This is a genomic window from Nocardioides campestrisoli (assembly GCF_013624435.2).
Classification (GTDB): domain Bacteria; phylum Actinomycetota; class Actinomycetes; order Propionibacteriales; family Nocardioidaceae; genus Nocardioides; species Nocardioides campestrisoli.
Map to the genome: position 1 here is coordinate 3677542 of NZ_CP061768.1, position 26950 is coordinate 3704491.

At 73.0% G+C, this 26950-nt stretch carries 23 protein-coding genes and 1 riboswitch; of the genes, 8 read left to right on the forward strand and 15 right to left on the reverse strand.

The features are described 5' to 3' along the window. Position 1: 1 nt before the first annotated feature. From H8838_RS17380 to H8838_RS17405, 6 genes are all read right to left on the reverse strand, one after another. Positions 2-1393: a C40 family peptidase gene (locus H8838_RS17380; RefSeq protein ID WP_185994488.1), complete on the reverse strand. Its 1392-nt coding sequence runs from the start codon at positions 1391-1393 to the stop codon at positions 2-4. A gap of 200 nt (positions 1394-1593) precedes the next feature. Then, entirely contained in the window at positions 1594-2643 is a 1050-nt protein-coding gene (locus tag H8838_RS17385; protein ID WP_181311896.1) for a phosphatase PAP2 family protein, read from the reverse strand. Positions 2644-2652: 9 nt separating this feature from the next. Next, complete coding sequence (locus tag H8838_RS17390) at positions 2653-3693, reverse strand: ABC transporter ATP-binding protein (RefSeq protein ID WP_185994487.1); 1041 nt, start codon at positions 3691-3693, stop codon at positions 2653-2655. Position 3694: 1 nt separating this feature from the next. Beyond that, a complete protein-coding gene (locus H8838_RS17395; RefSeq protein WP_224766227.1) occupies positions 3695-5350 on the reverse strand; it encodes an ABC transporter permease in 1656 nt (551 codons plus the stop codon). After that, entirely contained in the window at positions 5347-6408 is a 1062-nt protein-coding gene (locus tag H8838_RS17400; RefSeq protein WP_185994486.1) for a thiamine ABC transporter substrate-binding protein, read from the reverse strand. Before H8838_RS17400 ends, H8838_RS17395 begins: the two co-directional genes overlap by 4 nt. Beyond that, positions 6400-6519: riboswitch (TPP riboswitch) on the reverse strand. (Overlaps the previous gene by 9 nt.) A 6-nt stretch (positions 6520-6525) precedes the next feature. After that, entirely contained in the window at positions 6526-7479 is a 954-nt protein-coding gene (locus H8838_RS17405; RefSeq protein WP_181311899.1) for a sulfotransferase, read from the reverse strand. Between the two features lie 25 nt (positions 7480-7504). Here H8838_RS17405 and H8838_RS17410 point away from each other — a divergent pair, with 25 nt between their 5' ends. From H8838_RS17410 to H8838_RS17420, 3 genes are all read left to right on the forward strand, one after another. After that, complete coding sequence (locus H8838_RS17410) at positions 7505-8491, forward strand: alpha/beta hydrolase fold domain-containing protein (RefSeq protein WP_185994485.1); 987 nt, start codon at positions 7505-7507, stop codon at positions 8489-8491. Positions 8492-8568: 77 nt separating this feature from the next. Further along, positions 8569-9888, forward strand: a complete 1320-nt coding sequence (locus tag H8838_RS17415) for a hypothetical protein (RefSeq protein WP_185994484.1) — start codon at positions 8569-8571, stop codon at positions 9886-9888. Next, positions 9860-10513 carry a hypothetical protein gene (locus H8838_RS17420; RefSeq protein WP_181311902.1) on the forward strand — a complete coding sequence of 218 codons (654 nt, stop codon included), beginning with the start codon at positions 9860-9862 and terminating at the stop codon, positions 10511-10513. Before H8838_RS17415 ends, H8838_RS17420 begins: the two co-directional genes overlap by 29 nt. A gap of 9 nt (positions 10514-10522) precedes the next feature. Here the strand turns inward: H8838_RS17420 and H8838_RS17425 are convergent, their stop codons facing one another. After that, complete coding sequence (locus tag H8838_RS17425) at positions 10523-10708, reverse strand: hypothetical protein (protein WP_185994483.1); 186 nt, start codon at positions 10706-10708, stop codon at positions 10523-10525. 93 nt (positions 10709-10801) lie between these two features. Between H8838_RS17425 and H8838_RS17430 the strand changes: the two genes are divergently transcribed. Next, on the forward strand, positions 10802-11737 hold the full coding sequence (locus H8838_RS17430; RefSeq protein WP_181311904.1) for a LysR family transcriptional regulator: 936 nt from the start codon (positions 10802-10804) through the stop codon (positions 11735-11737). A gap of 6 nt (positions 11738-11743) precedes the next feature. On the opposite strand, the gene H8838_RS17435 is transcribed toward H8838_RS17430, so the two are convergent. The 8 genes from H8838_RS17435 to H8838_RS17470 all read right to left on the reverse strand — a co-directional run bounded on the left by H8838_RS17435 (position 11744) and on the right by H8838_RS17470 (position 22769). After that, the gene (locus H8838_RS17435) at positions 11744-14311 is read right to left on the reverse strand and encodes a glycoside hydrolase family 65 protein (RefSeq protein ID WP_185994482.1); all 2568 of its coding nucleotides are present in this window, start codon (positions 14309-14311) and stop codon (positions 11744-11746) included. Continuing rightward, positions 14308-15051 (reverse strand): HAD family hydrolase, encoded by a 744-nt coding sequence (locus tag H8838_RS17440; RefSeq protein WP_181312108.1) that lies wholly within the window; start codon positions 15049-15051, stop codon positions 14308-14310. Before H8838_RS17440 ends, H8838_RS17435 begins: the two co-directional genes overlap by 4 nt. 79 nt (positions 15052-15130) lie before the next feature. Then, a complete protein-coding gene (locus H8838_RS17445) occupies positions 15131-17056 on the reverse strand; it encodes a penicillin-binding transpeptidase domain-containing protein (protein ID WP_185994481.1) in 1926 nt (641 codons plus the stop codon). 47 nt (positions 17057-17103) lie between these two features. Continuing rightward, entirely contained in the window at positions 17104-18114 is a 1011-nt protein-coding gene (locus H8838_RS17450; protein WP_185994480.1) for an ABC transporter ATP-binding protein, read from the reverse strand. Next, positions 18107-19162, reverse strand: coding sequence for an ABC transporter ATP-binding protein (locus tag H8838_RS17455; protein ID WP_181311908.1), 1056 nt, complete (start codon positions 19160-19162; stop codon positions 18107-18109). The genes H8838_RS17450 and H8838_RS17455 overlap by 8 nt, the downstream gene beginning before the upstream one ends. Positions 19163-19169: 7 nt before the next feature. Next, positions 19170-20114, reverse strand: coding sequence for an ABC transporter permease (locus H8838_RS17460; protein ID WP_219924312.1), 945 nt, complete (start codon positions 20112-20114; stop codon positions 19170-19172). Beyond that, positions 20107-21114: an ABC transporter permease gene (locus H8838_RS17465; protein WP_181311909.1), complete on the reverse strand. Its 1008-nt coding sequence runs from the start codon at positions 21112-21114 to the stop codon at positions 20107-20109. The genes H8838_RS17460 and H8838_RS17465 overlap by 8 nt, the downstream gene beginning before the upstream one ends. A 95-nt stretch (positions 21115-21209) precedes the next feature. Beyond that, positions 21210-22769, reverse strand: a complete 1560-nt coding sequence (locus H8838_RS17470; protein ID WP_219924313.1) for a peptide ABC transporter substrate-binding protein — start codon at positions 22767-22769, stop codon at positions 21210-21212. A gap of 305 nt (positions 22770-23074) precedes the next feature. Here H8838_RS17470 and H8838_RS17475 point away from each other — a divergent pair, with 305 nt between their 5' ends. From H8838_RS17475 to H8838_RS17490, 4 genes are all read left to right on the forward strand, one after another. Continuing rightward, entirely contained in the window at positions 23075-24145 is a 1071-nt protein-coding gene (locus tag H8838_RS17475) for an alpha/beta hydrolase (RefSeq protein ID WP_185994479.1), read from the forward strand. Positions 24146-24207: 62 nt separating this feature from the next. Beyond that, the gene (locus tag H8838_RS17480; RefSeq protein WP_185994478.1) at positions 24208-25560 is read left to right on the forward strand and encodes an HNH endonuclease; all 1353 of its coding nucleotides are present in this window, start codon (positions 24208-24210) and stop codon (positions 25558-25560) included. Positions 25561-25597: 37 nt separating this feature from the next. Then, the gene (locus H8838_RS17485; protein WP_185994477.1) at positions 25598-26566 is read left to right on the forward strand and encodes an MsnO8 family LLM class oxidoreductase; all 969 of its coding nucleotides are present in this window, start codon (positions 25598-25600) and stop codon (positions 26564-26566) included. A gap of 59 nt (positions 26567-26625) precedes the next feature. Next, positions 26626-26949 (forward strand): STAS domain-containing protein, encoded by a 324-nt coding sequence (locus H8838_RS17490; protein ID WP_185994476.1) that lies wholly within the window; start codon positions 26626-26628, stop codon positions 26947-26949. Position 26950 lies beyond the last annotated feature (1 nt).

Here is a 26950-nt window from a genome sequence, read left to right on the forward strand (position 1 = left end):
ATCAGGGGCGGGCGTAGAAGTTCGGCGTGCGCCAGTAGTACATCGACTCCTTGACCACGGGGCGACCGGTGCGCGGCGCGTGCACGATCATCCCGTCGCCCACGTAGAGCGCGACGTGGTAGATCGACGACGGGCTGGACGACGAGCCCCAGAAGACGAGGTCGCCCGGAGCCAGCTCGGAGGGGCGCACCGGCGTCGAGGCGGCGTACTGGCCCGCCGAGTAGTGCGGCAGCCGCACCCCGCCGGACGCCCAGGCCATCGCCGTGAGCCCCGAGCAGTCCCAGGCGTCCGGGCCAGCCGCGCCCCAGCGGTAGGGCTCGCCCAGCTGGGCGGTGGCGAACGCGATGGCGGCGCGCGCCCCCGTCGGGGAGGCGGGTGGCGGACTCGGTGCCGGCGTGGGCGTGGGGCTGGGCGCCGGAGCCGGGGTCGGCGGCGGAGTCGGGGTCGGCGTCGGTGTGGGGGTGGGCGTGGGCGTCGGGGTCCGGGTGGGCGTCGGCACCGGCGTCGGGGCCGCCGTCCGGGTGGGCGTGGGCGCAGGCGTCGGGGTCGGCACGACCACCTGCTGCTCGCGCGCGAGCCTGGCCGCCTCCTGGCGGCGCCGCTCCTCGGCCCGGGCGACCGCACGAGCCGCTCGCTCCTCGAGCGCGGTCTGCCGCTGCGCGGCCAGCGCCACACTGACCCCCTGCAGCTGCGCGAGCTCGGAGACCAGGCTGCTGCGCCGCTCCTCGATCGCGGCGGCCTCCTGTGCGGCGGCCGCCAGGGTGGCCTGGGCCGACTCCTGCGCGGCGCGCGCCTCGTCGGCGAGGGACTCGGCGTGCTCCTGCGCCCGGTCGGCCGAGGCGAGGGCGGACTCGCTCAGCACGGCGGAGGCCCGGAACCGGTCGTAGGAGCCCTCGAGTGCGTCCACGGCGGTCTCCGCGGTGATGGCGCGCTGCAGGTAGGTCTCGATGCCGTTCGACTCGACCATCGCGGCGAGCGACTCCACCTGGGGCGCGGACTGGTAGGAGCCGACGAGCGTCTCCCGGTACGCCGCCTGCTGGGCGTCGAGCTGCGCGGTCGCCGCGTCGGCTGCCGCCCGGGCGGCCCGGGCGGACCGCTTTGCCTCCCGCAGCTCCCAGGCCGTCCGGTTCGCCTGCTCCGCGGCCTGGGCCGCCCGGATGGACGAGGCGTCCAGCTCCTGGCGGGCCAGAGCCAGGTCGGCGCGGACCGCGGCCACGCCGCGGGCGGCGGCTCCGGCGGCCTGCTCGGCCGTGGCCACCTCCTCGGCCGAGGGGGCCGGCAGGTCGACCGTGCGCGCCGGGCCGAGCGCGCCGGCCGGGGCGGCGAGCGCGACCACGAGCGCCGCGATCGCCGGCACCGTGTGTCGTGCCTTGAGCTGTCGTCGTGAGCGCACGCCGTCGTTCCCCTGCCTGCCCTGCCTCAGCCGGGCGGCGGGTCACCGACGCGGCTGCGTCTCGGGCGGCTTCCCCACCGCCCGAGACACAGCAGACACGTTAGTGCGCTTTCGTCACATAAGGAACAGAAAACTTCAGAAACTTGCGTCACATCGGCGTGTCGCCTTGACGAATGACATCGTTGTAATTCGGCCGCGAGCTACGACGGGTCGGCCGTCGGGACGGCGTCCTCCTCGGGCGTCCGGTCCTGCCGGAGCCCCCGTTTGGTGAACTTCTGCCCCGCCGCCAGGCCGCCCAGGTAGAACGAGACGAGCGCGATCGCCACGCCGCCCAGGTCGTCGGCCACGTAGTGCCAGCCGAAGTAGAGCGTGGCGATCACGGTGACTCCGAAGTTGACCCAGAAGACGATCTTCACGATCCGGTTGCGCATCGTGTACTGGATCATCAGCGCGACCAGCAGGGTGACGCCGGTGTGCAGGCTGGCGAAGCCGGCCACCGACTGCACGGCACCCTCGATCCCGTCGTGGATCACCCCCTTGCGCCCGTAGAACAACGCCTCCATCAACGCACTGGTGCCGGTCTCCGGCAGCTCCTGGTAGAGCCAGGGGTAGCGGAAGCCGGGGCCGAGGGTGGGCAGCGCGTAGTACGACGCCGTGCCGAGCGTCCAGATCAGCACCTGGGAGTTGGCGAACCAGTAGCCGAAGGCGATGTTGCGCGACCACACCAGGAAGACCGCGACGCCGATCGGCACCAGCGGCAGGAACCACAGGTAGATCGTGGAGAGCACGTGGGCGCTGATCCCGGTGCCGAAGACGGCGTGCAGCACCTCGGCCGGCTCGGTGCCGAGGAAGAGCGCCCGGTCGAGCACGTGCAGCTCGCGGTCGTACTTGGTGTCGCCCATGATGAACGGCAGGAACGACTTGAGGTTCCGGTAGCTGACGTAGGTGATGTAGAAGCAGACGACGCCCATCACCACCAGCGTCAGCCGCTCGCGGTTCCAGTGGGTGCGCCAGCGCTCGCGCACCGCCTGCCAGCCCAGGCCCGGGTGACCGCGCCCTGCCCAGACGAACCGGGGCAGCATGTCGGCGAGCAGCGCCGCACCGAGCAGCAGCGGGAGCCGCGCCCAGGACGGACCGAGGAAGCCGTCGGGGTCGACGAGCGTGCGGTCGAGGGCGATCGCGGCCACCACGGCGAGGACGCCCATGGTGGCGGCGACGCCGATCAGGAGGTAGTGGGAACGGCGATACACCCCCGCAGTCTAGAGACTCCGGGAGACCTCGGTCCTCGCGCCCACGGGGGCGAGGCGGTCGGGGTCGACCGCCAGCCGGACCTCCTGGCCCACCGTGACCTGGGCCCCACGGGAGGCCACCGCGTGCAGGGCCCCGACGTCGGGGACGTCGACCTGCAGGCGCAGCAGCTCGGGCGTCGCCACCGCGGCGGTCACCGTGGCGGCCACCGGCCCCTCGGGATCGACCCGGAGCGCTGAGCGGCGCAGTGCCAGCACCCGGCCACCCGCCAGGCCGGCGGCCCGGGCCAGCCGGTCGGCGGGCTCCCCGGCGAGCACCGTGGGGTAGCCCAGGAACGTCGCGGTCTCCTCGTCCGCGGGCCACGCCCACACCTCGCCGATCGGCCCCTGCTGGACGACCCGGCCCCGGAACATCACCGCGAGCCGGTCGGCGACCGCGAAGGCCTCCTCGTGGTCGTGGGTCACCATCACCGCGGTGGTCCCGGCCGCGACCAGGATCGCGCGCAGGTCGGCGGCCAGGGACTCGCGCAGCGCGGCGTCCAGGGCCGAGAGCGGCTCGTCGAGGAGCAGCAGCCGGGGCCGCACCGCCAGGGCCCGGGCCAGCGCCACCCGCTGCCGCTCCCCGCCCGACAGCGTCGCCGGCATCCGGTCCTCGTAGCCCGCCAGCCCGACCAGTGCCAGCAGCTCGGCGACCCGGGACCGCACCTCGGCGCGCGGCCGCCGGGCCAGCCGCAGGGCGTAACCGACGTTGCGGGCCACGCTCAGGTGGGCGAAGAGCTGCCCGTCCTGGAACATCAGCGAGAAGCCGCGCCGGTGGGTGGGGCGCCCGGCCAGGTCGTCGCCGTCGAAGAGCACGGTCCCGGCACTCAGCGGCTCCAGGCCGGCGACCACCCGTAGCAGCGTGGACTTCCCGCACCCCGAGGGGCCCAGCACCGCGAGCACCTCGCCGGCCGGCAGGTCCAGCGAGACGTCGACCAGGGCCGGCTTGCCGTCGTACGCCGCGCAGGCACCACGCAGGGAGAGCGCGGGCCGCAGATCCTCCTCGTCGGGCATGTCAGAAGGCTCCCACGCTCGGCACCCGCAGCCGCTCCACGGCCAGCACGACCAGTGCGGTGGTGGCCGCGAGCACCACCGAGGCGGCCAGCGCCATCCCGTAGTTCATCTCCCCGGGATGGCCGATCAGCTGGTAGATCACCACCGGCAGCGTCGGGTTCTCGTCCCGGGCCAGGAAGGAGGTGGCACCGAACTCCCCCAGCGAGACGGCGAAGGCGAAGCCGCTGGCGGCCAGCAGCGGCTTCCACACCACCGGCGCCTCGACCGTCAGCCAGGTGCGCAGCGGTCCGGCACCCATCGAGGCGGCGGCCTGCCGCTGCCGGTCGTCGATCCCGGCCAGCACCGGGACCAGCGTGCGCAGCACCAGGGGGAGCGCCACCAGCGCCTGGGCGATCGGCACCAGCCACGGGGAGTCGCGCAGGTCGACCGGGGGCCGGTCCAGGGCGATCAGGAAGCCGAAGCCGAGCGTCACCGCCGAGACGCCGAGGGGCAGCATGAACAGCGCGTCCACCGTGGACCGGAGCCGGCGCTCGGTGCGCCCGTGGGAGCGGCGGGTCACCACCACCGCGAGCAGCAGGCCGAGCAGCAGCGCCATCCAGGTGGCGTCGACCGCGACCCGCAAGGACGTGGCCAGCGCCTCGGTCACCGGGACCAGCAACGCCCGGTCCTCCCCGGTGCCCGAGAGCGCGCGGTAGTTGTCCAGGCTCCAGCCACCGCGCACCCGCAGCGACCCGGCGACCAGGGCGGTCAGCGGGGTGGCGACGAAGACCAGCAGCAGCCCGGTGACCAGCAGGGCCGGCACGTCGGCCGCAGCGGGCCGCCGCGGCCTCGGCACGGCCCGGCTGAGCGCCGTCGTGGTCGCCCGCAGCCGACCGGTGACCAGCAGCAGGCCCGCCACCACGACCAGCTGGAGCAGGGAGAGCGCCGCCGCGGCCTGCAGGTCGAAGAGGGTGGTGGTGAGCAGGTAGATCTCGGTCTCCACCGTGGCGTAGCGGACCCCGCCGAGCGTCAGCACGATGCCGAACGCGGTGGCGCAGAAGAGGAAGACCACCGAGGCCGACGAGACGATCGCCGGGCGCAGCGCGGGCAGGGTCACCGTGCGCAGCACCTGCCAGGGCGTGGCGCCGAGCGCCGCGGCCGCCTCCGCGGGCCGCGGGTCCAGGGACTCCCAGGCCGCCCCGACCCCGCGCACCACCACGGCGGCGTTGAAGAAGGCCAGGCCCAGCACGATCGCCACCGGGGTGCCGTCCAGGCCCAGGCCGCCCAGCGGGCCGGAGTCGGCGAGCAGCTGGCGGAACGCCACGCCGACCACCACCGTGGGCAGCACGAACGGCACCAGCAGGGCGGCCCGGACCACCCGCCGGCCGGGCAGCCGGAGCCTGGTCAGGGTGTACGCCGCGGGCAGGCCGAGGGCGAGCGAGAGCAGCGTCCCGGCCAGGGCGGAGCCCAGGGTGAAGGCCAGCACCCGGTGCACCCGGGGGCGGCCGAGCACCTCCAGCACGCCGCCGAGGTCGAGGGACCCGTCGTCGAGGAAGCCGCGCGACACCATGGCCGCGACCGGCAGCCCGAAGAAGACCCCGAGCACCAGCAGCGGTCCGGCCGAGAGCCCGGCCAGCACCAGCAGCCGGCGCGTCGCAGCCCGCCGGCCCGCGCTCACCGGGTGGTGATCTCCGTCCACTGCTGGAGCCACTGCTCCCGGTTGGCCGCGATCTCCTCGGAGTCGACCTCGAAGGGCTGCTCGGGCTGGACCGCGTACTCGGCCCACGCGTCGGGGAGCTCGACCGTCGGGTCGACCGGGAAGACGAACATCGACTCCGGCAGCGCCGCCTGCACCTCCGGGCCGGTGAGGAACTCGACCAGGGCCCGGGCGCCCTCGGGGTTCGGGGCCCCGTCCAGCACGCCGGCGTACTCGACCTGGCGGAAGCAGGTCTCCAGCAGCGCGCTGGTGGTCGACCGCTTCTGGCCCTCGGCCACGGTGAAGGCCGGCGAGGAGTCGTAGGAGAGGACGATCGGGCGGTCGCCGTTCTCGCCGCCCTGGGTGAAGTCGGTGTAGTAGGCGTCGCTCCAGCCGTCGACGACCTTGAGGCCGTTGTCCAGCAGCTCCTGCCAGTAGTCGGGCCACTCGTCGCCGAAGGCCGCCACGGTGCTGAGCAGGAACGCCATCCCCGGCGAGGAGGTGGAGGCGGCGGGCACGACGGTGAGGTCCTCGTACGCCGGCTTCGTCAGGTCCTGCAGCGTCCGCGGCGGCTTCACCTCGTTCTTGTCGAACCAGGTGTCGTCGATGTTGAGGCACACGTGGCCGACGTCGACCGGGACCAGGCGGTCGGCTCCGTCGGCGAGCGCGTACTCCTCGGCGCCGGGCGGCAGCTCCACCTCGACCGGGGCGAAGACCCCCTCGTCCAGCACCCGGGAGGCGAAGGTGTTGTCGATCCCGAAGGCGACGTCGCCGGTCGGGTTCTCCTTGGTCAGCGCGAGCTTGGCGCTCAGCGCGCCGGCGTCGCCGGAGGCCCGGACGATCAGCTCCTGGCCGGTCTGCTCGGCGAACTCCTCGAGCAGCTCCTCGGGGAGGGTGAACGAGTCGTGCGTGACCAGGATGACCTCGCGGCTGCGCTCGGGGCCGGACTCCTCCGCGCTGGTGGTGCCGCCGGTGCTGCAGGCGGCGAGCAGGCCGAGGCCCACCACCCCCACGGTTGCGAGCAGGGCAGGACGCTTCACTTTCTGACTCCCTTCGCCGGTGCTAACCGGTGCAGGTTCGGAGGGTCTGCGGGCTCTCCCGCACTCTCAGCACGTGGCGTCGCGACGCCGGGTGCTCCCCTGTCTGGTGGTGCCAGCCTACCGGTAGCCGAACCGGCGCAGCAGCGGCCACGCCATCGCCGTGACCAGCCGCCGGTCGCCCGGAGCCATCGCGGCGCGCCACTCCTCGTCGGCCCGCAGCTCGGTGGGCCCGGTCCGGAACCGCATCGGGTTCCCGGCCACCGAGTGGCACGGCCCGAGGTCGACCTCGGGCGGGCCGGCGGCACCGCCCCCGCGCACCGGCAGCTCCGGCGAGCCTGGGAGGTCGAGCGCCCGCCAGGCCTCGGCCAGCGCCGCGGCAGGATCGGCGACCAGGTCCTCGTAGCGCATCCGGGTCAGCGGGACGCCGCGCCAGGCCAGCGCCTGCACGGTCAGGTTGCCCGAGAGCCACAGCCCGGTGCTGCGCGCCGGGGAGAAGCGCGGCATCGGCTCGCCGCCGGCCTCGGGGCGGGCCACGGTCTTCGCCCAGGAGTAGGCCACGCCGCGCGCGTCGCGCACCACGTGCAGGACGCGCAGGTCCAGGTCGTCGCGGTGGCTGAGGGTGAGCGCGGTGGGGATCTCCTTGCTGGAGTCGACCAGCACCCGGGCGCCGCCGACCTGCTGGGCCGCGGCGTAGACGGCGCGGAAGTGGCCGGCGTACTGCTCGACCTCGGCGCGGGTGCCGGGGTCGGGTCTGCGGCGTGCGGTGCGCGGCATCCGGCGCTGCCGGTCCACCCGCTCCCGCAGGTACGCGAGCCGGTCGAGGTCGACAGCCTGCCAGCCGCCGAAGGCCCGCGCGCCCACGGCCGTCCAGAACGGGCACGCGGAGAAGGCCGCGCCGCAGGCGCAGAGCTGGTCCTCGTGCAGACCCCGCTCCCAGAGGTGGACCACCTCCCCGAGCAGGGTGACGCCGGGGAGCTCGCCGAGCAGCCGCTCGAGCAGGGTGGAGCCGCTGCGTCCCCAGCCGGCGAGGTAGACGACGGTCGGGTCCTGGTCGCGCGTCTGCCCCCTCATGGTGGCCAGAGCCTAGGGTGCTCGCGTGCCCGCCGTCTCCCGTTCCCCGGTCGATCCGACCCTGTTCGACCCGATCCCGCGTCCCAGCTTCCGGCACCGGCTGCTGGTCCGGGCGCTGCCGGTGGTCCGCCGCAGCGGCGACCTCACCGACCCCGAGGCCGAGCGCCGGCGGGTGCTGGCCCGGCGGCGTGCGGAGCCGGCGGGGCTGCCCACCTGGGCGGTCCCCGGGTTCACCCGGCGGTTCGCGGTCGAGCGCGACGACTCCGCCGGCTTCCCCAGCTGGGTGGTCACGCCCCGGGCCCGAGCCGCGGGCACGAGTCCCGGGCTCACGGTCCTCTACCTGCACGGCGGCGGGTACGCCTTCGGGCTGGACCCGTTCCACCTGCGGTGGGTCTGCCGGCTGGCCCGGGCCACCGGTGCGCGGATCGTGCTGCCGGACTACCCGCTGGCCCCCGAGCACACCTGGCGCGACTCCCACGAGGCGCTCGTCGGGCTCGCCGGCCGGTACGCCGTCCAGGCGGCGGAAGGCGGCGGCGAGCTGGTCCTGGCCGGTGACTCCGCCGGCGGTGGCTACGCCCTCTCGCTCGCCCAGGCCATGCGCGACACCGGCGGGCCGCGCGCCGCGCGGACGGTGCTGATCTCGCCGTGGGTCGACCTCGCCGGCACCACCCCGGAGGAGACGGCGCAGGCCACCGCCGGGGACCCGTGGCTCTTCGTGGGCAAGATCGACGCCTACGCCGGCTGGTGGGCCGGGTCGGAGGCGGACCTGCGCCGGCCCGAGGTCTCGCCGGGGCTGGGCTCGCTGGCCGACCTGCCGCCCACGCTGCTGCTCGGGGGCACTCGGGACACCCTGCTGCCCGGCTTCCGGCTGCTGGTCCGTCATGCGGCGGAGGCGGGCTGGGAGCTCACCAGCGTGGAGGAGCCGGGGCTGCTGCACGTCTACCCCCTGCTGCCCCTGGTGCCCGAGGCCGACCGGGCGTTCCGCCAGGTGCTGGCCTTCCTGGCGCGCTGAGGTTCCAGCAGGTCTCAGCAGGTCTCAGGGTCTGGTCGTCCTGGCACCATCACGAGCGGTGCGGCACCCTGTCAGCCATGTCCGACCCGCGACCCGGCACGCTGCCCGGCTCCGTACGCCGTGGCGCCGCGGTCGCGGGGGCCACGCTGGCGGTCACCGGCGCGGCCTCGCTGCTGCTGGCGTGGCTGATCGCCACGGCGTCGATGACCTTCGGGCAGCTCCTGACCACGGCGGGCGTGCTGCTCGCAGGCGCGTTCGGTGCCGGCGTCGACGGCAGCATGAGCGGCAGCTTCGTCGTGGTCGGCGGCACCGCCAGCGGGAGCGCGACCGCGGTCCCGCTGACCCTGACCCTGCTGGCCGGGGCCACCGCCGTGCTCGCGTTCCGCCGCGTCAGCCGCGACGTGCCGCACACCGGGGCCGCCACCCCTCTGGTCGACGCCGCGGTCGCGGCCGCCCTGGTCGCCGTCGGCGTCCTGGTGGTCGCCCTGCTGGCCCGGACCGGCTCCGGCGGGATCCTGGTCGCGCTCGACTGGATCGCCGCCCGCGACGCCGACCAGGTGCGCGGGGACGCGGGGGTGGTGCCGTGGCGCGCCCCGCTCGGGGCGTTCGCCCTGATGCTCGGGGTGCTCGGGGTGCTGGCCGTGACGACGCTCGGCGAGCGGCTCCGGGCCCCGGTGCACGGCCTCGTCACCCTGCTGCTCCTGCTGCCGGTCGCCGGGGTGCTGGGGGTGCTGATGCTCGCCGGTGGCGACCCGGCGCCGACCGGGGACGTCTCCGTCGAGGCGGCCAGCGGCGTCGGCCTGGGCCTCGCCGCCCTGGCCACCTGGGGGTTCGCGGTGCTCGCGCTCGGAGCCCTGGGGCCGGCCGGCTACACCGTGGACGGCTCGGCGTCCGGCGACCTGGAGGTCACCCTCGGCGCGTTCCACTCCCGCCTGGGCCACTGGACCGACTCCGAGCCGGGCCTGTGGGCCGCGATCCCGGTGGCGGTCCTGGTGCTCGGGCTCAGCGCGTTGCGCGTGGCCCGCTCCTCGACCGACGTACGCCGGGTGCCGGGGGACCTGCTGCGCTGGCTCGCGCTGCTCGCGGTGGTGCTGCCCGGCCTGGCCGTGGTCTCCCGGCTCTCCGGCACCGGCCGGGTGGCCGGGCAGTCGTGGGGGGAGGAGGGGCGCGGCGAGCTCACCGGGACGCTGGGGCTCGACCTGTGGCCGGCGACGCTGCACCTGCTCGCGCTCGCCGGCGCGGTGGCGCTGGTGGTCGGCCTGCTCGCCCGGGCCAGGGGGCGGCGACCCGGCGATCGCTTGTCCGCACCCTCGGACCGACGCACACTGGAGGAGACGTCTGTGACACCGGTCACGGGAGGTTCCTCGGATGGACACCCTGCTCCCCCACACCCGTGAGACCCATCGGGCCCTGGCAGCGCGGCTCGACCAGGCCGAGCGGGCCCACTCGATGAGGGATCCGCACGAGGGCTACCCCGCCGTCGACACCTTCCTGACGATGGCGGCGCGGCACACCGCCGCGAGCCACGCCGTGCTGGTCCCCGCGGCCCGGCGCAAGCTGGACCACGGGCAGGAGATGGCGCGCGAGCTGGTCGAGGAGAGCCGCCGGTTCGAGCTGACGCTCAACCAGGTGAAGGCCAAGCTCTACGGGTCGCCGTACGCGCAGCGCCGGAGCTGGCGGTCGCTGTGGTCCGACGTACGCCGGGAGTTCGAGTACGTCTCCCGGATGGAGGAGCGGGTGGCCGGGGAGCTCGCTGCCAGCCGGGTCGACGAGGACCCCGACTGGAGCGCGATGCTCTACCGGGTCGAGCTGCACGGCCCGGCCCGCCCACTGCCGTGGATCCCGAACCGGGGCGTCCACGGGCACCTGGCCCGGACGCTGGCCGCCCGGGTCGACGGCTGGGCGGAGGGCTGGTGGGCCACCGAGCCGCGCACGCTGGCACCGGACCCGGACGAAGAGCCCCAGCCCTCGGAGGAACAGGCGTCCCCGAGGCACAACGGCCGCCGGAAACGGCGCCGCTGAGCGTGCGGCTCAGGCGATCAGCTCGACCTCGCCCCGCGAGGCCGACCCGTCGCGCATCAGGTGCCGCTGCTCGGCTCCGCACCAGCAGGTGAAGGTCAGCTCCGGACCCGCCGGCGTCGCGGTCACCGCGTGCGCCTGGCTGGGGAAGATGAGCTGGACCTTGTGGCAGGCGGTGCAGGGGTGGGTGAACAGCATGGGAACCATTCTCCGCAATGACTCTGCATAGGGGTAGCCTTTCTTTTCTTTGGCTCCCCTAGGTCATCCCTATGCATGCGTACGCTGTGGCCCATGCTCTCGCTGCACCAGCTCACCTGCTTCCTGGCCACCTACGAACGCCGCTCCATCACGGCGGCGGCCGAGGACCTGGGGTACGCCCAGCCGTCGGTCTCCGAGCAGGTGCGCAGCCTGGAGAAGTCGCTCGGCGTACCGCTCTTCCACCGGGTCGGACGCGGCGTCGTGCCGACCGACGCGGGCGACGAGCTGCGGCCCTACGCCGAGCGGGTGCTGGCCGCCGCGGAGGACGCCCTGCGCGCGGTGCAGAGCACGGTCTCGCTGGAGACCGGCACGATCCGGTTCGGCATGTTCGGCACCGCCCGGCTCTACGCCGGCGCCGACCTGGTCGCCGACGTGCTCTCGCGCTACCCCGGCGTCCGGGTGGAGCTGATCGGGCAGAACTCCAGCGACGTCCAGGACGAGCTGCGGCGCGGCCGGCTCGAGGCGGCGATGATCGCCGTGCCCGCCCTGAGCAGCGAGGGGCTCGAAGTGACCCCGGTGGCTCGCGACGAGCTCGTCTACATCAGCGCGAACCCCGCCCACCTGGAGACGCCGGTGACCGCGCACCGGCTCTCCCAGGCCTCCCTGGTGATGCCGGAGACGACCTGGCGCGCGGTCGACTCCACCCGGATGGTGCTGCGGCAGATGCTGCACGAGGCCGGCCGCAACCCGGTGACCCGGATCGAGGTGGAGGACGCCGAGACCGCCGTCGAGCTCGTCGGCATGGGGTACGTCGACTCCGTCGTGCCGCGCGGGGTCGCCGAGGCCCTGCTCCCCCGGCTGGCGCCGAGCGCCGGCTGGGTCTCGCTGCGCCCCCGGCAGTGGGACACCCTGGCCATCGTGCACCGCCGGGGCGCGACCCTCTCCCCCGCCACCCGGCTGATGATCGAGCTGGCGACCCGGCGGATCCAGTCGATCGCGGAGCCGATCCCGGCCGCCGCGTCCCGGTAGCCGGGGTCAGAGCCGGTCGGCGTCCGGGTCGCTGCCGGGGGCGGGCGTGGCGTACGGCGAGGTGTACGGGTCGTACTGGTCCGGGAGCACGATCGGGTCCGGGACCCCGGCGGTGATCTTCGACCCGTCGGAGCGGACGCCGCCGGTCTGCGGCTTGTCGCCCAGCAGCCCGTCGATCCGCGGCCCCTGGTCGGTCAGCGGCACCTCGAGGGAGCGCTCCGGGCTGACCTTGTAGGTCTGGCCGCATACCTCGAGCTCGACCGTCCCGTCCCCCTGGACCACCTCGAAGGTGATCCGCTCCTGGGTGAGGTGGACCCGGATCCGGTTGCCCAGCCAGGTGACCCGGAAGGTCAGCGACCCCCAGGTCGCCGGGAGCCGCGGCTCGAAGGTGAGCCGGCGCTGGTAGTCGCGCATCCCGCCGAACCCGTTGACCAGCGCCGCCCACACACCGCCGGCCGACGCCACGTGGATCCCGTCGACGGTGTTGTCGTGCAGGTCGCCCAGGTCGGTGTTGAGCGCCTGGAGGAAGTAGTCCATCGCCGCCTCGTGGTAGCCCACCTCCGCCGCGACGATCGCCTGCACCACCGCCGAGAGCGTGGAGTCGCCGGTGGTGATCGGGTCGTAGTACTCGAAGTCGGCCTTCTTCTCCTCCGCGGTGAACCAGTCGCCGTGCAGGAAGAGGGCCAGCACCACGTCGGCCTGCTTGAGCACCTGGAACCGGTAGATGACCAGCGGGTGGTAGTGCAGCATCAGCGGCCGCAGGCTCTCCGGGGTCTGGGAGAGGTCCCACACCTCACGGTCGAGGAAGAAGTCGTCCTGCGGGTGGATGCCCAGGCCCTCGTCGAAGGGCACCGTCATCAGGTCGGCGCAGCGCTGCCACTCGACCACCTCGTCGGGCTGGATCCGGAGCCGGGAGGCCACCACCGCGTAGGCGTCCGGCTCGAGCTCCTCCATCCGGGTCAGCACCCGGGCCGCGGACTCCAGGTTGGCCCGGGCCATCAGGTTGGTGAACAGGTTGTTGTTCACCACCGTCGTGTACTCGTCCGGCCCGGTGACGCCGTGGATGTGGAACGAGGTCGCCCCTCCGTTGCCCCGCCAGAACCCGAGGTCGCGCCACATCCGGGCGGTCTCGACCAGCAGGTCGACCCCGTCGTGGCGCAGGAAGTCGGTGTCGTCGGTCGCGGCGACGTACTTCATCACCGCGTGCACGATGTCGGCGTTGATGTGCATCTGCGCACTGCCGGCCGCGTAGTACGCCGAGGCCTCCTCGCCGTTGATCGTGCGCCACGGGAAGAGCGCCCCGCTCTGGGCCATCTCCGCGGCGCGGGCCCGCGCCGCCGGCAGCATGCGGCGCCGGAAGTGCAGCGCGTTGCGGGCCAGCGCGGGCTGGGTGTAGGTGAGGAACGGGAGCACGTAGATCTCGGTGTCCCAGAAGTAGTGCCCCTCGTAGCCCGAGCCGGTGACGCCCTTCGCGGCGATCCCCTGGCCGTCCGCCCGGCCGGTGGCCTGGGCGAGCATGAACAGGTTGAACCGGATCGCCTGCTGGATCTCGGGCGAGGCGTCGACCAGGACGTCGGACTCGGCCCAGAACTCGTCGTACCAGTGGCGCTGCCGCTCCTGGTAGACCGCGACGCTGTGCCGGGCGGCCCGGTCCAGGGTCCGCTCGCACCGGTCGGTCAGCTCGCGCACCGGCACCCCGCGCGAGGTGTGGTAGGTGATGATCTTCTCCAGCCGCGCCGTGTTCCCCTCGGTCGCCTCGATCCGGAAGACCTGCTTGGCCAGGTCGTCGGTGCTGCGGAGCTGGGAGTCGTGGTCGTCGGTCGTGGTGAAGTGGTGCTGCGCCTCGACCGCCAGGGTCATCCCGGAGTGGCTGCACCGGTACCCCAGCCCGATCCGGTCGTCATGCGCACAGTGGTGCTTGGGCTGGAGCACCCGGCCGACGAAGTGACCCGCCTTGCGCGGATCGGTCTGCTCGTCGGAGACGGGCTTCTGGTAGTACTCGTCCGTCCCGTCCTGGCGGTTGAGCAGCTGGGAGGAGACCACGATCGCGGCGTTGCCCTCGAGCATCGTGACCTCGAAGGTGACGATGGCCAGGTGCCGCTCGGTCATCGACACCATCCGGCTCGACTCGACCTTGACCCGCTTGCCGGACGGGGTGCGCCAGATCAGCTCGCGCCGCAGCGTCCCCGTGCTGAAGTCGAGCACCCGCTCGTAGTGCTCGAGCTCGGAGGTCCCGAGCATCAGCGGCTCGTCGTCGACGTAGAGCTTGACCACCTTGGCGTCGGGCACGTTGACGATGGTCTGACCCGTGCGGGCGAAGCCGAAGGCGGCCTCCGCGTGCCGGATGGGCCAGGTCTCGTGGAACCCGTTGATGTAGGTGCCCTGCTCGATCGCCTCGCGGCCCTCCTCGGGGTTGCCGCGCATCCCGAGGTAGCCGTTGGCCACGCTGAACAGCGTCTCGGTCCGCCCGAGGTCCTCGCCGGTGTACTCGGTCTCGACCAGCGCCCACGGGTCGGCCGGGAAGCGGTGCCGGTCGAGCGGGTGGTGGGCGCGGTAGCGGCGGCCCCGGCTCATCGCCGCACCTCCGCCGGGACCAGCTCGGCCAGGTCGGAGACGACCAAGGAGGCGCCGGCGCGGGTCAGTGCCTCGCGCCCGGCCCCGCGGTCCACGCCGATGACCAGCCCGAAGCCGCCCGCGGCGCCTGCCTCGACGCCGGAGACCGCGTCCTCGAGGACGACGGTCCGCGCCACCGGGGCGCCGACCAGCTCGGCCGCGTGCACGAACGTGTCCGGGGCAGGCTTGCCGGGCAGGCCGCGGTCCTCGGCCACTGCGCCGGAGACCACCGCGCGGAACCGGTCGGCGAGCCCGGCGGCCTCGATCACGGCCGGGGCGTTGCGCGAGGAGGAGACGACGGCCAGCGGCAGGTCGAGCTCGCGGAGGTGGTCGAGCAGCAGCACGGAGCCGGGGAACGCCTCGACGCCGTCACGCTCGAGCACCCGGTTGAAGTCCTCGTTCTTCAGGTTGGCCAGCCCCCGCACGGTCGCGGCGTCGCCGGCGTCCCCGTCGCTGCCCTCGGGGAGCGTGATGCCGCGCGAGGCGAGGAAGTCGCGCACCCCGTCGTACCGGGGCTTGCCGTCGACGTGGGCGAAGTAGTCCGCGTCCGTGTACGGCGACCGGTCACCGCCCCCGGGCGCGGCCGGGTCGGCCAGGAAGTCGTTGAACATCTGTGACCACGCGCGCATGTGCACCTCGGCGGTCGGGGTGACGACCCCGTCCAGGTCGAAGAGCACGGCGTCGTAGTCGGCCCAGTCCACTGCCTCGTCGTGTTCGCTCACCACTCCAGCCTAGGCGCGCAGGTCTACCCGACCCCGGGGCCGTCTGGCGTGTGATCGGTCACTGGCGCAGGAACGTCTCCAGCACCGGACCGGCAGTCCCGGAGCCGGAGTCACCGCGCTCCACGAAGACCGCGACCGCGAGGTCGTCGCGGTAGCCGATCATCCAGGCGTGGGTGGGCAGGCTCCCGTCCGGGCCCGGCTCCCCGAACTCGGCGGTGCCGGTCTTGGCCCCGACCGCGCCCGGCACGTCGGCCAGGAGCCGGCCCGACCCCTCGACGACCACCGCACGCATCAGCCCGCGCAGCTGCTCGGCTTCCTGCGCGGTCAGCTCCGGTCCCGACGGCGTGGGGGCGGGCTGGTCGGGGAGCAGGACCGGGAGCACCGTGCGTCCGCCGGCCACCGAGGCCGCGACGGCGGCCATCGCCATCGGGCTCGCCAGCACCCTGCCCTGGCCGATCGTCGAGGCAGCCCGCTCGGTCTCGGTCTCCGGCTCCGGGACCTGCCCGAAGTACGCCGGGAAGCCCAGGTCGTGGTCGACGCCGAGCCCCAGGGAGGCGGCCGCCGCCGCGAGGTCGCCCTCGCCGAGCTGGTCGCGGGCGCCGATCATCGCGGTGTTGCAGCTGTGCGCGAAGGCCGTGCGCATCGGGATCCGGCCCAGCCGGGTGGCCGGGTAGTCGTCGTAGTTGCCGAAGGTGCGCCCGTCCACCACGGTGGTCGCCGGGCAGGGCAGCGGGTCCTGGGGCTCGAGGCCCGCCCGGAGCAGCGCCAGGGCGGTGGCGACCTTGAACGTCGAGCCGGGGGCGTACTGGCCGAAGGTGGCGGCGTTCAGCTCGGCGCCCGGTCCGCTGGCAGCGGCCAGCAGGTGCCCGTCCGAGGGCCGGACCGCGACCAGCGCCGAGGCGGTCCCTCCGAACCGCTCGAGGAGCTCCTCGGCCCGCTCCTGCAACCGACGGTCGAGGGTGAGCGCCAGGTCCTGGCCCGCCTGTGCGGCCCGCTCGTGCAGGACCGTCGCCTCCCCCTCGGTGCCGTCGGCGGGCAGCGCCCGGACCAGGACGCCGCGGGTGCCGAACAGCTGCTCGTCGTACCGCGCCTGGAGGCCGGAGAGCCCGACGTCGTCGCCGGGCCGGATCCGCCCCTCCGACGCCTCGACGACCTCCGCGGTCGCCGGGCCCACCCGGCCGAGGAGCTCGGCGGCGAAGTCCCGGGTCGGGGCCAGCGGCATCGCGTCCTCGATCACCGCGGCGCCCGGGATGTCGGCGTACGACGGGGGGACCTGGTCGACCGCGTCGTCGGCACGCAGCACGATCGCCTCGACGAACGCCTCGGGCCCGTAGGCCTCGACCTTCTTCACGTACGCCGCCCGGTCGAGGTCGAAGACGTCGGCCACCCTGCGGGCGCTGCGCCGCGCCTGGCCCTGAGGCACCCGGGCCTTGTCCACGCCGTACCGGAGCACCTTGCGCTCCACCACGAGCGGCTCACCGCCGGCGCCCAGCACCCGCCCGCGGGGCGGCGACAGGGTCGTGACCGCGAGGCTCTGCCCCTCCGCCAGCTCGGGGTGCAGGACCGTGGGCGACCAGTCCACCTGCCAGCCCTCCTCGCCCCGCACCAGGACGGCGCTGGACTCGTAGTCCCAGAAGTCGCCCGCCAGCTCCCAGGACCAGCCCAGCCGGGCGAGCGCCTGCGCGGGCTCCTCGTCGCCCTCCAGCTCCTCAACCTCGAGCAGCTCGACCGAGACGGGCACGTCGGTGACCGCGGTGGTCGCCTGCTCCAGCGGGTCCGGGTCGACCGCCTGGCCGGTCAGCGGCACCCCCTCCAGGGAGAGGCCCTGGGCCGAGGTGGCCAGCTGCTCGGCCACCGTCTCGGGGCCGGGCTCGTCGTCACCGCCCAGCAGCGAGCAGCCCGAGGCCGCCACCAGCAGGGCGAGCACGCCGATCAGCCGGGACGGGACTGGCGAGACACGGGAGACGGGCGGTGCGGCAGGCATGGGGGGATCCTGCCGCACCGTCGTCACGAGGTCGAGGGACCGACGCCTCAGCTGTCGGCGTGCACCACGTCGCGCTCCTGCGCGAAGTGGCAGGCGCTCGGGTGCGGGTGCGCCGGGCGGGGCACCAGCGCGGGACGCTCCTCGGCGCAGATGTCCTCCGCCTTCCAGCAGCGGGTCCGGAACGGGCAGCCCGAGGGCGGGTCGGCCGGCGAGGGCACGTCGCCCTCGAGCACGATCTCGTCCCGCAGCCCGCGCAGCGTCGGGTCCGGCACGGGCACCGCGGAGAGCAGCGCCTGGGTGTAGGGGTGCGTGGGGTGGTCGTAGATGTCGGTCTCGGTGCCGACCTCCATCACCTGGCCCAGGTACATCACGCCGACCCGGTCGGCGATGTGCCGCACGACCGACAGGTCGTGGGCGATGAAGACGTAGGACAGGTCGAGCTCGCCCTGGAGCCGCTCCAGCAGGTTCATCACCTGCGCCTGCACCGAGACGTCCAGCGCGCTGACCGGCTCGTCGCAGACGATGATCGCCGGGCGCAGCGCGAGTGCCCGGGCGATGCCGATGCGCTGGCGCTGACCGCCGGAGAACTGGTGCGGGTAGCGGTTGATGTGGTCGGGGTTGAGGCCGACCAGGTCGATCAGCTCCTGCACCTTGGCCCGCCGGCTGCCCTTGGGCGCGACGTCGGTGTGGATCTCGAACGGCTCACCGATGATGTCGCCCACGGTCATCCGCGGGTTCAGCGAGGTGTACGGGTCCTGCATGACCAGCTGGATGTCGCGGCGGGCCTTGCGCACCTGCTGCGGCGAGAGCGTGGACAGGTCGGTGCCGTTGACCACGATCGACCCCGAGGTCGGGGTCTCCAGGCCGGTCAGCAGCTTCGCCAGCGTCGACTTGCCGCAGCCGGACTCCCCGACGATGCCGAGGGTCTCGCCCCGGCGCAGGGTGACGTTGACGCCGTCGACGGCCTTGACCGCACCCACCTGGCGGCGCAGGACGATGCCCTGGGTCAGCGGGTAGTGCTTGACGAGGTCGTGGGTCTCGAGAACGGTCTCACTCACCTTCCCGGACCTCCTTCCAGAAGTGGCAGGCACTGGTGTGCTGGGCGGCGACGACGTAGTCCGGCGGCGGCGGGTCCTGGCGGCACACGTCGCGCGCGTAGCGGCAGCGCGGGTTGAACGCACAGCCGGGCGGGACGCTGGTCAGCGCCGGCGGCAGGCCGCCGATCACGGCCAGGTCCTGGCCCTTGCGGTCCAGCCGCGGGATCGACTCCAGCAGACCCTTGGTGTAGGGGTGCGAGGGCTTGGCGTAGATGTCCAGCACGGGCGCGCGCTCGACCACCTTGCCGGCGTACATCACGGCGATCTGGTCCGCCACGTCCGCGACCACGCCCATGTCGTGGGTGATCAGGATCAGCGACATCTGACGCTCCTCGCGGATCTCCGCGAGCAGCTTCATGATCTGGGCCTGCACGGTGACGTCGAGCGCGGTGGTGGGCTCGTCGGCGATCAGCACCTCGGGATCGAGGGCGAGCGCCATCGCGATCATCACCCGCTGCCGCATGCCCCCGGAGAACTGGTGGGGGAAGTCGGAGACGCGCTGCGCCGCGGCCGGGATCTTGACCAGGTCGAGCATCTCCACCGCGCGGGCCTTGGCGTCCTTGCGGGACATCCCGCGGTGGACGCGGAACAGCTCGGCGAGCTGGTAGCCGACGGTGAAGACCGGGTTGAGCGCGGAGAGGGCGTCCTGGAAGATCATCGAGATCTTCTGGGCGCGGTACGACCGCCGCTCATCCTCGGGCAACTTGAGCAGGTCGGTGCCCCGGTAGAGGATCTCGCCGCCGGTGATCGCCGCCGGCGGGGTCTCCAGGATGCCCATGATCGCCTGGGCGGTGACGCTCTTGCCGCAGCCGGACTCGCCGAGGATGGCCAGCGTCTCGCCCGCCTCCACGCGGAAGCTCACGCCGTTGACGGCGTGGGCGACCCCGGCGCGGGTGCGGAACTCGACGTGCAGGTCCTTGACCTCGAGCGGGGGCTCGGGCTGGCTGGGGAGCCGCCCGGAGGTGGCCGGGCCCTCGTGGCCCAGCACCTCGGTGTTGGAGTCTGTCATCGAACCCTCACTGGAGCTTCGGGTCGAGGGCGTCGCGCAGTGCGTCGCCCGCGAGGATGAACGAAAGGACGGTTCCCACGAGCAGGCCGACCGGGAACAGCAGGAGCCACGGGTCGGTGTCGAAGTAGTCGTCGTGCATGGAGATCATCACGCCCCACGACGCGGCCGGCGGCTGGAGGCCGACGCCCAGGTAGGTCAGGGTCGCCTCGGCGGCGACGAAGCTGCCGAGCATGATCGTGGCGTAGACCAGCACCGGCGCGATCGTGTTGGGGAGGATGTGCCGGACCATGATCCGGTAGTTCGTCGCCCCCAGGGCGCGCGCGGCCTGCACGTAGTCGAGGTTGCGTGCCTCGATCACACTGCCGCGCATGATCCGGGCGATCGTCGTCCAGCCCAGCACGATCAGGGCCAGCGAGATCGTCCAGATGTTGCGACCCGGCACGACGGCCAGCACGACCAGCGCACCCAGCAGGAACGGCAGCGACAGGAAGATGTCGGTGACGCGGGACATCACCGCGTCCAGCCACCCGCCGAAGAAGCCGGAGAGCAGACCGATCGCCCCGCCGAGCAGCACGACCGCCGCGGTGGCGACCAGGGCGATCGCCAGCGAGGGACGGGCGCCGTAGATCGCGTGCGCGTAGTAGTCGCACCCGAGCAGGTTGAAACCGAACGGGTGGTCCCCGCTCGGGGGCACCCGGGAGTTGCTGATCGAGCAGGCGAACGGGTCCTGGCTGGTCCACAGCTTCGGGAAGACCGCCATCGAGGTGACGAGGAGCAGGTAGAGCATGCAGAGCATGAACACCGGGCTGCGCACGAGGCGCTTGCGCGCGTCCCCCCACAGGCTGCTGGGCTTGCCCGGAGCGGTGACGCGCGCGGCGTCCGCGGGGCCGTCGCCGGCGGTGGGCGACGTGGTGGCCGTCGCCCCGGTGGTCATGCTGGAGGGGTCAGTCATAGCGGATCCTCGGATCGAGAACGGCGTACAGGATGTCGACCAGGAGGTTCATCACCAGGAACACCAGCACCAGGACGGTGACGATGCCGACCACCACGGACGGCTGCTGCTGCTGGATGGCCCGGAAGATCTCCCGGCCGATTCCTGGGATCCCGAAGATGCCCTCGGTCACGACGGCGCCACCCATCAGGGCGCCGAAGTCGATCCCGATGTAGGTCACCACGGGGATGAGGGAGTTGCGGAGCGTGTGCACGCCGATGACGCGACGCTGCGGCAGGCCCTTGGCCCGGGCAGTGCGCACGTAGTCGGCGCGGACGTTCTCCAGGATGCTGGTCCGGGTCAGTCGCGCGGTGGTCGCCAGCGAGATGGAGCCGAGGACGAGGCCCGGGATGACCAGGCTGGCCCAGGGGTAGTCCGGCTTGTAGACCGGGCTCATCACGCCGTAGGCGAACCAGTCCGGCCAGTCCCCGCCGCGGAACCAGTTGCCGACGTTGACCAGGAACATGTCGCGGACCAGGAAGCCCAGGACGAAGATCGGGACGGAGATGGCCAGCACGGTGCTGATCTTCACCAGGTAGTCGATGAAGCTGCCCGAGCGCAGACCGGCGAGCACACCGGCGGTGATGCCGACGAGGATCTCGAAGATGATCGCGATCACGACGACCTTGACGGTGGCAGAGAGACCGTCGGCGATGATGTCGGTGACCGGGCGGCCGGTGAAGCTCGACCCCAGGTCGAACTGGAGGAAGATCGACTGCAGCCGGTCGAAGTAGAGACCGACGCACGGGTCGCCCACCCGGGTCAGGCAGTCGTCACCGAGACCGAGCGAGTCCGCCATGGCGTTCATCTGCGCCTCGGTGGGGCGCCGGTCGCCGAAGATCGCGCGAACGGGGTTTCCGCCCAGCTGGATGCCCAGCGATGTCAGGTAGTGCAAGAGAAAGATGGCGCCCAGCACGGTCGGGATGAACTGGAGCAGGCGCCGGACGACGTAACGTCCCACGGTGGGTCCTCCTGGAGGGGCCGGGCCCGCCGTGGCGGCGACTTCCCGGAGGAAGCCGCCGCCACGTCAGGATCCAGCGTGATGGAACGGACTTGCTAGTTGTTCATCGTGATCTGGCCGTAGTCCACGTCCGTGATCGGGTTGTGGACCATCTCGGCGACGTTGTCGCTCCAGACGACGGTGGTCAGACCCCACCACATCGGGATGACCGGCATGTCCTCGGCGAGGAGGTCCTCAGCGGCCTGGTACGACGGGATCGCGTCCTCGAGCGAGTCGGCGGCGTCACCCTCCTGGATCAGCTTGTCGAACTCGGGGTTCGCGTAGCCGGAGTTGTTGCTGCTCGCACCGGTGGTGTACAGCGGAGCCAGGTAGGTCTCCATCACCGGGTAGTCCGGGCCCCAGCCGAGGCGGTACGGGCCGGTGAACTTCTTGTCGTCGGCGACCTTCAGGTACTGACCGAAGTCGGTGATGTCGACCTTGAGCTTGTAGTCGATGCCCAGGGTGTTCTTCCAGCCGTCACCGATGGCCTGCAGCCACTCCTCGTGACCCGAGCCGGCGTTGGCCCACAGCTCGACCGGGCCCTCGATGCCGTCGGTCTCCTCGTACAGGGCCTTGGCAGCGTCCTCGTCGAACTCGCAGTACTCGCAGATGCCCTCGCGGGCGCCGTCGAAGTTCGGCGCGACGAAGCCGGTGGCCGGGGCCAGCGAGCCGTCGAAGATGGCGTCGATGATGGCCTGGCGGTCGATCGCCATGGAGAGGGCCTGACGGAGCTTCGGGTCCTGGAAGCGCTCGTCGTAGGTGGGCAGACCCAGGTAGGTGAAGCTGGAGCTGGGCTCCTTGAGCAGGGTCTCGCCGTAGTTCTGCTCGACCTCGGCGATCTTGTTCGGCGGGACGGTGTACATGACGTCCAGCTCGCCGCCCTCGAACGCCGCGTAGGCGGCCTCGACGTCGTCGAAGATGCGGTAGGTCAGGGTGTCCGGCTTGCCGGCGTCCTCACCCGCGTAGTCCTCGTTGCGCTTGAGCTTGATCTGGACGTTGTTCTCCCACTCGCCGTCGATCATGTAGGGACCGTTGCCGATGGGCTGCTTGTTGCAGGCGTCGAAGTTGTCGACGCACTCCTGGGCCATCGGGAAGAACCCGGAGTAGCCGAGGACGGACTCGAAGCCGGAGAAGGGCTCGGTCAGCTCGATGGTGAAGGTGAGGTCGTCGACCTTCTTCAGACCGGAGAAGGTGGCGTTCTTCTTCACGCCCTCCTTCTGCATCTCGTCGAAGCCGGCGATGCGGCCCATGAAGTACGAGTTGTTCTGCGCGTTGCTCACGTTGCCCGCGTAGTTCCAGGAACGGAGGAACGAGTCAGCGTCGACGGGCTCGCCGTTGGTGAAGGTGTAGCCGTCCTTCAGCTTGACGGTCCACGTCTTGTTGTCGTCCGACTCGATCGACTCGGCGACGTCCAGCTGGGGGGCACCCTCCTGGTCGTACTTGACCAGGCCGCGGTAGAGCTGGCGCACCACGAGGATCGACGGCTCGTCGTCCGCGGCGCTGGGCACCAGGAACGCGGGCTCAGAGCTGTAGATCCGCAGGTCGCCACCGGCGGACCCGCCTCCAGTCGACTCCGAGTCGTCGGAGTCCGATCCGCCACAGGCGGCGGTAAGCATGCCGAGCGCTGCGACAGTCGCCGCGAGCCTCACCCTTGCTGTCCTTCGCATACAAAGCCTCCATCTAGAACGCCGTCCCCGGCGCACGGAAAGGACGGTGTTCGTCCCGGCGTCACCGTGTCACTCATCCGCAGAAAAGACGAGGGGGTGTTATCGACTTGTGACTGCACCGATGCCGGAGTGACGCGCGCCTGTGCGTTCTGCGTACCGGACACCCCACATCGGACCGTCAGGGAGTGACGTCGACCTCACCGGGGTTCTGCCGGGCGCTTGTGCGCCGCTCGGTCCGGCACCACACTCGTCGCGTGAGCACCCGCGCCGACGAGACGAACGACCCGACCAGCCCCCAGGAGGCCACCCGGACCAGCGACGGCTGGGCCCCCGACCTGCTGGGCGAGGGCTACCAGCAGCTGCGCTTCGACCTCGGCGAGGACCCCGACGGGGAGGGGTGGATCGAGGCCGTGCTGGTCCGCCGCAAGATGCGGCCGTCCGAGACCGTCGCCGGGGCCGTGCTCTACGTGCACGGCTTCTCCGACTACTTCTTCCAGACCGAGCTGGCCGACTTCGCCGCCGAGCGCGGCCTGGCCTTCTACGGCCTGGACCTGCGCAAGTCGGGCCGGGCCCGCAAGGACGGCCAGACCCCGCACTTCGTCAAGGACCTGGCCCGCTACGACCAGGAGCTCGAGCTGGCCCTGGCGCGCGTCCGCTCCGAGACCGCAGACGTCCCGGTCGTCGTGGTCGCCCACTCCACCGGCGGCCTGATCACGCCGTTGTGGCTGGACCGCCGCCGGCGGGCGGGCCGCGTGGCGCCGATCGCCGGCCTGGTCCTCAACAGCCCGTGGTTCGACCTGCAGGGCGGCTCCACCCCCCTGGCCAACGCCGTGCTGCGGGGACCCGTCACCCGGCTCGTCCGGGGGCTGGCCCGGGTGCAGCCGATGCGCGCGCTGAGCCTGGGGGTCACCACGGCGTACGGCGACTCGCTGCACCCCAGCGGTGCGGGGCAGGGCGAGTGGGACTACGACGTGTCGATGAAGCCGCTGACCGGCGACCAGGTGACCCTGGGCTGGCTGGCCGCGGTGCGTCGCGGCCACGCCCGGCTGCACCGAGGGCTCGACGTCGGCGTGCCGTCCCTGGTGCTCCGCTCGGACAAGACCCTCTTCTCCGGCCGCTGGGCCGAGGAGTGTGACCGCGCCGACGTGGTGCTCGACGTACGGCAGATCGCCCAGTGGGCAGGGTGCCTGGGGAACGAGACCACCGTGGTGCCGGTGCCCGACGCCCGCCACGACGTCTTCCTCTCGCTGCCCGAGCCGCGTCGCCGTGCCTACGAGACGGTGGACCGGTGGCTCACGGCGCACGGGCTGGCTCAGCGGGCGTGAGCCTGGACGACTGACGCATCACCCATCTCGGACTGTCGGCGGTCACGCCTATTCTCGAACACATGATCGAAGAGTCAGCCGCCCATACGTTGCCGCACGACCCGGTCGCGTGGTGCCGGGACGCGTGGAACGACTCCTCCGCGGACTCGGGCTGCGGCGCGGCGGAGGTGCCCTGGAGCACTCCGGAGCTCTCCGCGCTCGCGGCGATGCTCGCCGAGGTGAGCGCAGCCCCCGGACGGAGCGCGGACTGCCTCGCCCAGGTCGAGGCCCTGGAGGCACTGAAGGCGGCTGCCGCCGCCGCGCAGGTGCGGGTCACGGCGGCGTACGCCGCGCGCGAGCGGACCCGGCTGGCGCGGGTCGGCGCCCGTTCCGTCGAGCCCGCGGTGGGCTCCCAGCTCGGACTCGCGCGGCGGGAGGCGCCGGCCAGGGGACGCTTCCTGGTCACGGCCGCCGATGCCCTGGTCCACGACCTCCCCGGCACCCTGGCGGCACTCGAGCGCGGCGAGCTGACCGAGGAGCGGGCGCTGCTCGTCGTGCGCGAGACCGACGACCTGGACCCGGACGACCGGGTGCGGGTCGACGTCGCGCTGTGGCACGGCCCCTGCGCCGGCTCCGCGGCCACCCTCGGCACCGAGCAGCTGCGCGACCTGGTCCGCCGGCTCACCACGGAGGCGGATCCCGACGCCGGCGCTCGGATGGCGAGGTCCCGGGCCCGGCGCCACGTCTCCGGGCGGATGCTGGGCGACGGCACGGGGCGGATCACCGCGGTGGTCCGCTCCGAGCACTACGGCCCGGTGATGCAGGCCCTGCGAGAGGCTGCGAGCTCCGCCCGGGCGGAGGGCGACCCGCGCACCGCGGACCAGGTCCGGGCAGACGCGTTCGTCCAGCGACTCACCGGCCTGGACCCGGTCGCCCCGCGCCGCATCGACCTGCGGCTGGTGCTGAGCCTGGACAGCCTGCTCGGCGCGAGCGACACCGCGGGCTGGGTGCAGGGGTCGGGCCACCTGCCGGCCGAGGTGTGCCGCCAGCTCCTGGGCGAGGCCTTCGACCGGCAGGAGGTGGCGGTCCGGCGCCTCTTCGCCCTCCCGGAGGATGGCCAGCTGGTCGCCGTCGAGCAGACCACCCGGCGCTTCCACGGGCTCCTGGCCGAGATGATCCGGCTCCGCGACGGCGAGAGGTGCCGGACCCCGTGGTGCGACGCGGCCATCCGTCATCTCGACCACGTCGTGCCGGCCCGCGAGGACGGCCCGACGGCGTACCGGAACGGCCAGGGCCTGTGCGAGGCGTGCAACCAGGTGAAGGAGGCGCCGGGCTGGACGAGCTGGGTCGGGCACGCCGGCCGCAGCCCCGAGATCGCCAGCCGCACCAGCAGCGGCCGCACCGTGTACGGGCGGCCACCGCCCCTCCCCTGCTAGCCGGGAAGCGCAGCCGACCCGGCACTGTTGCGCCCAGGTGAGACTCTCGCTCCTGGACCGCTCCCGCACCCGCGCAGGCCACCCCGACGGCGCCGCCCTGCAGCACGGGGTGGAGCGTGCCGTGACGGTGGAGCGGCTCGGCTACGCCCGATTCTGGGCCGCCGAGCACCACGGGGTCCCGGGGATCGCCTCGGGCGCCCCGGCCGTGCTCCTGGCCGCCGTCGGCGCCCGCACCACCAGGATCCGACTGGGCTCGGGCGGGGTGATGCTCCCCCACCACCAGCCGCTGGTCGTAGCCGAGCAGTTCCAGATGCTCGCCGGCCTGTACGGCGACCGGGTCGACCTCGGCGTGGGCCGCACCCTGGGCTTCACCCCGCCCGTACGGCAGGCGTTGCGCCGCCCCGACGCCGAGCCCGACGACTTCCTCGACGACGTGGCCGAGCTGCGCGGCTACCTGGAGCGGACCGCTCCGGTCACCGCGCGTCCGGTCGTGGAGACCCCCGTCCCGCTCTTCGTGCTGGCCACGGGCCGCGGGATCGTCGGTGCGGCCGCTCTCGGCCTGCCGGTGGTGCTGGGCGGTCCGGTGCTCGACTCCCCCGACCTGCCGGCGACGCTCGCCGGCTACCGCCGCGACTTCCGGCCGCACCGCGGCAGCGAGCCGTCGGTGACGATCTCCCTGGACGTGCTGGTGGCAGACACCGACGCCGAGGCCCGCGACCTGGCACTGCCCGAGGTGTGGGCGATGGTCGCGTCCCGGCGGACCGGCTCCTTCGACCCGCTGCAGCCGGTGCCGGAGATCCGGGAACGGCTCGCGGACGACCGGGACGCCGCTCGGGCGCAGGCCGGGCTCGACCGGGTCACCGCGGGATCACCGGCCACCGTCCGCCGACGGCTGGAGCAGCTGGCTGAGGCCACCGGCGCGGACGAGCTGCTCGCGTCGGGATCCACGTACGACCGGGACGCGCTGGCCGCCTCGGACGCCGCCCTGGCCGCACTGCTGCGCTGAGCGCCGGGTTACGGTGACCGCGCACCACGTCCCGACCTCGGGGGAGGATCACCATTCCGGTGGAGAAGTTCTGGGTCGAGACCCGGACCGACGCGCAGGGCCGCGCGGTGGTCGTGCCGCACGGTGAGCTGGACCTGGCGACCCAGCGACAGCTGCGCGAGGCGATCCAGGAGCTGCTGATGGCAGGCCAGGTCGACCTCGTCGTCGACCTCGACCACACGACGTTCCTGGACTCGACCGCGCTGGGCACCCTGATCGGTGCCCGCCGGCGGGCGCACGCACTGAAGGGCAGCCTCGCGCTCCGCTGCCACCGCACCCAGCTGCTCAACGTCCTGCGGGTCACCGCGCTGGACCGGGTGTTCACCATCCTCGAGGACGAGTGAG

What these genes read in the sequence shown, in the direction of transcription:
- H8838_RS17390 (WP_185994487.1), bottom strand. Translation starts at nt 3,693, where the DNA reads ATGCCCGACGAGGAGGATCTGCGGCCCGCGCTCTCCCTGCGTGGTGCC.
- H8838_RS17420 (WP_181311902.1), top strand. Translation starts at nt 9,860, where the DNA reads ATGGACACCCTGCTCCCCCACACCCGTGAGACCCATCGGGCCCTGGCA.
- H8838_RS17460 (WP_219924312.1), bottom strand. Translation starts at nt 20,114, where the DNA reads ATGACTGACCCCTCCAGCATGACCACCGGGGCGACGGCCACCACGTCG.
- H8838_RS17470 (WP_219924313.1), bottom strand. Translation starts at nt 22,769, where the DNA reads ATGCTTACCGCCGCCTGTGGCGGATCGGACTCCGACGACTCGGAGTCG.
- H8838_RS17480 (WP_185994478.1), top strand. Translation starts at nt 24,208, where the DNA reads ATGATCGAAGAGTCAGCCGCCCATACGTTGCCGCACGACCCGGTCGCG.
- H8838_RS17435 (WP_185994482.1), bottom strand. Translation starts at nt 14,311, where the DNA reads ATGAGCCGGGGCCGCCGCTACCGCGCCCACCACCCGCTCGACCGGCAC.
- H8838_RS17455 (WP_181311908.1), bottom strand. Translation starts at nt 19,162, where the DNA reads ATGACAGACTCCAACACCGAGGTGCTGGGCCACGAGGGCCCGGCCACC.
- H8838_RS17425 (WP_185994483.1), bottom strand. Translation starts at nt 10,708, where the DNA reads ATGCTGTTCACCCACCCCTGCACCGCCTGCCACAAGGTCCAGCTCATC.
- H8838_RS17415 (WP_185994484.1), top strand. Translation starts at nt 8,569, where the DNA reads ATGTCCGACCCGCGACCCGGCACGCTGCCCGGCTCCGTACGCCGTGGC.
- H8838_RS17405 (WP_181311899.1), bottom strand. Translation starts at nt 7,479, where the DNA reads ATGAGGGGGCAGACGCGCGACCAGGACCCGACCGTCGTCTACCTCGCC.
- H8838_RS17445 (WP_185994481.1), bottom strand. Translation starts at nt 17,056, where the DNA reads ATGCCTGCCGCACCGCCCGTCTCCCGTGTCTCGCCAGTCCCGTCCCGG.
- H8838_RS17430 (WP_181311904.1), top strand. Translation starts at nt 10,802, where the DNA reads ATGCTCTCGCTGCACCAGCTCACCTGCTTCCTGGCCACCTACGAACGC.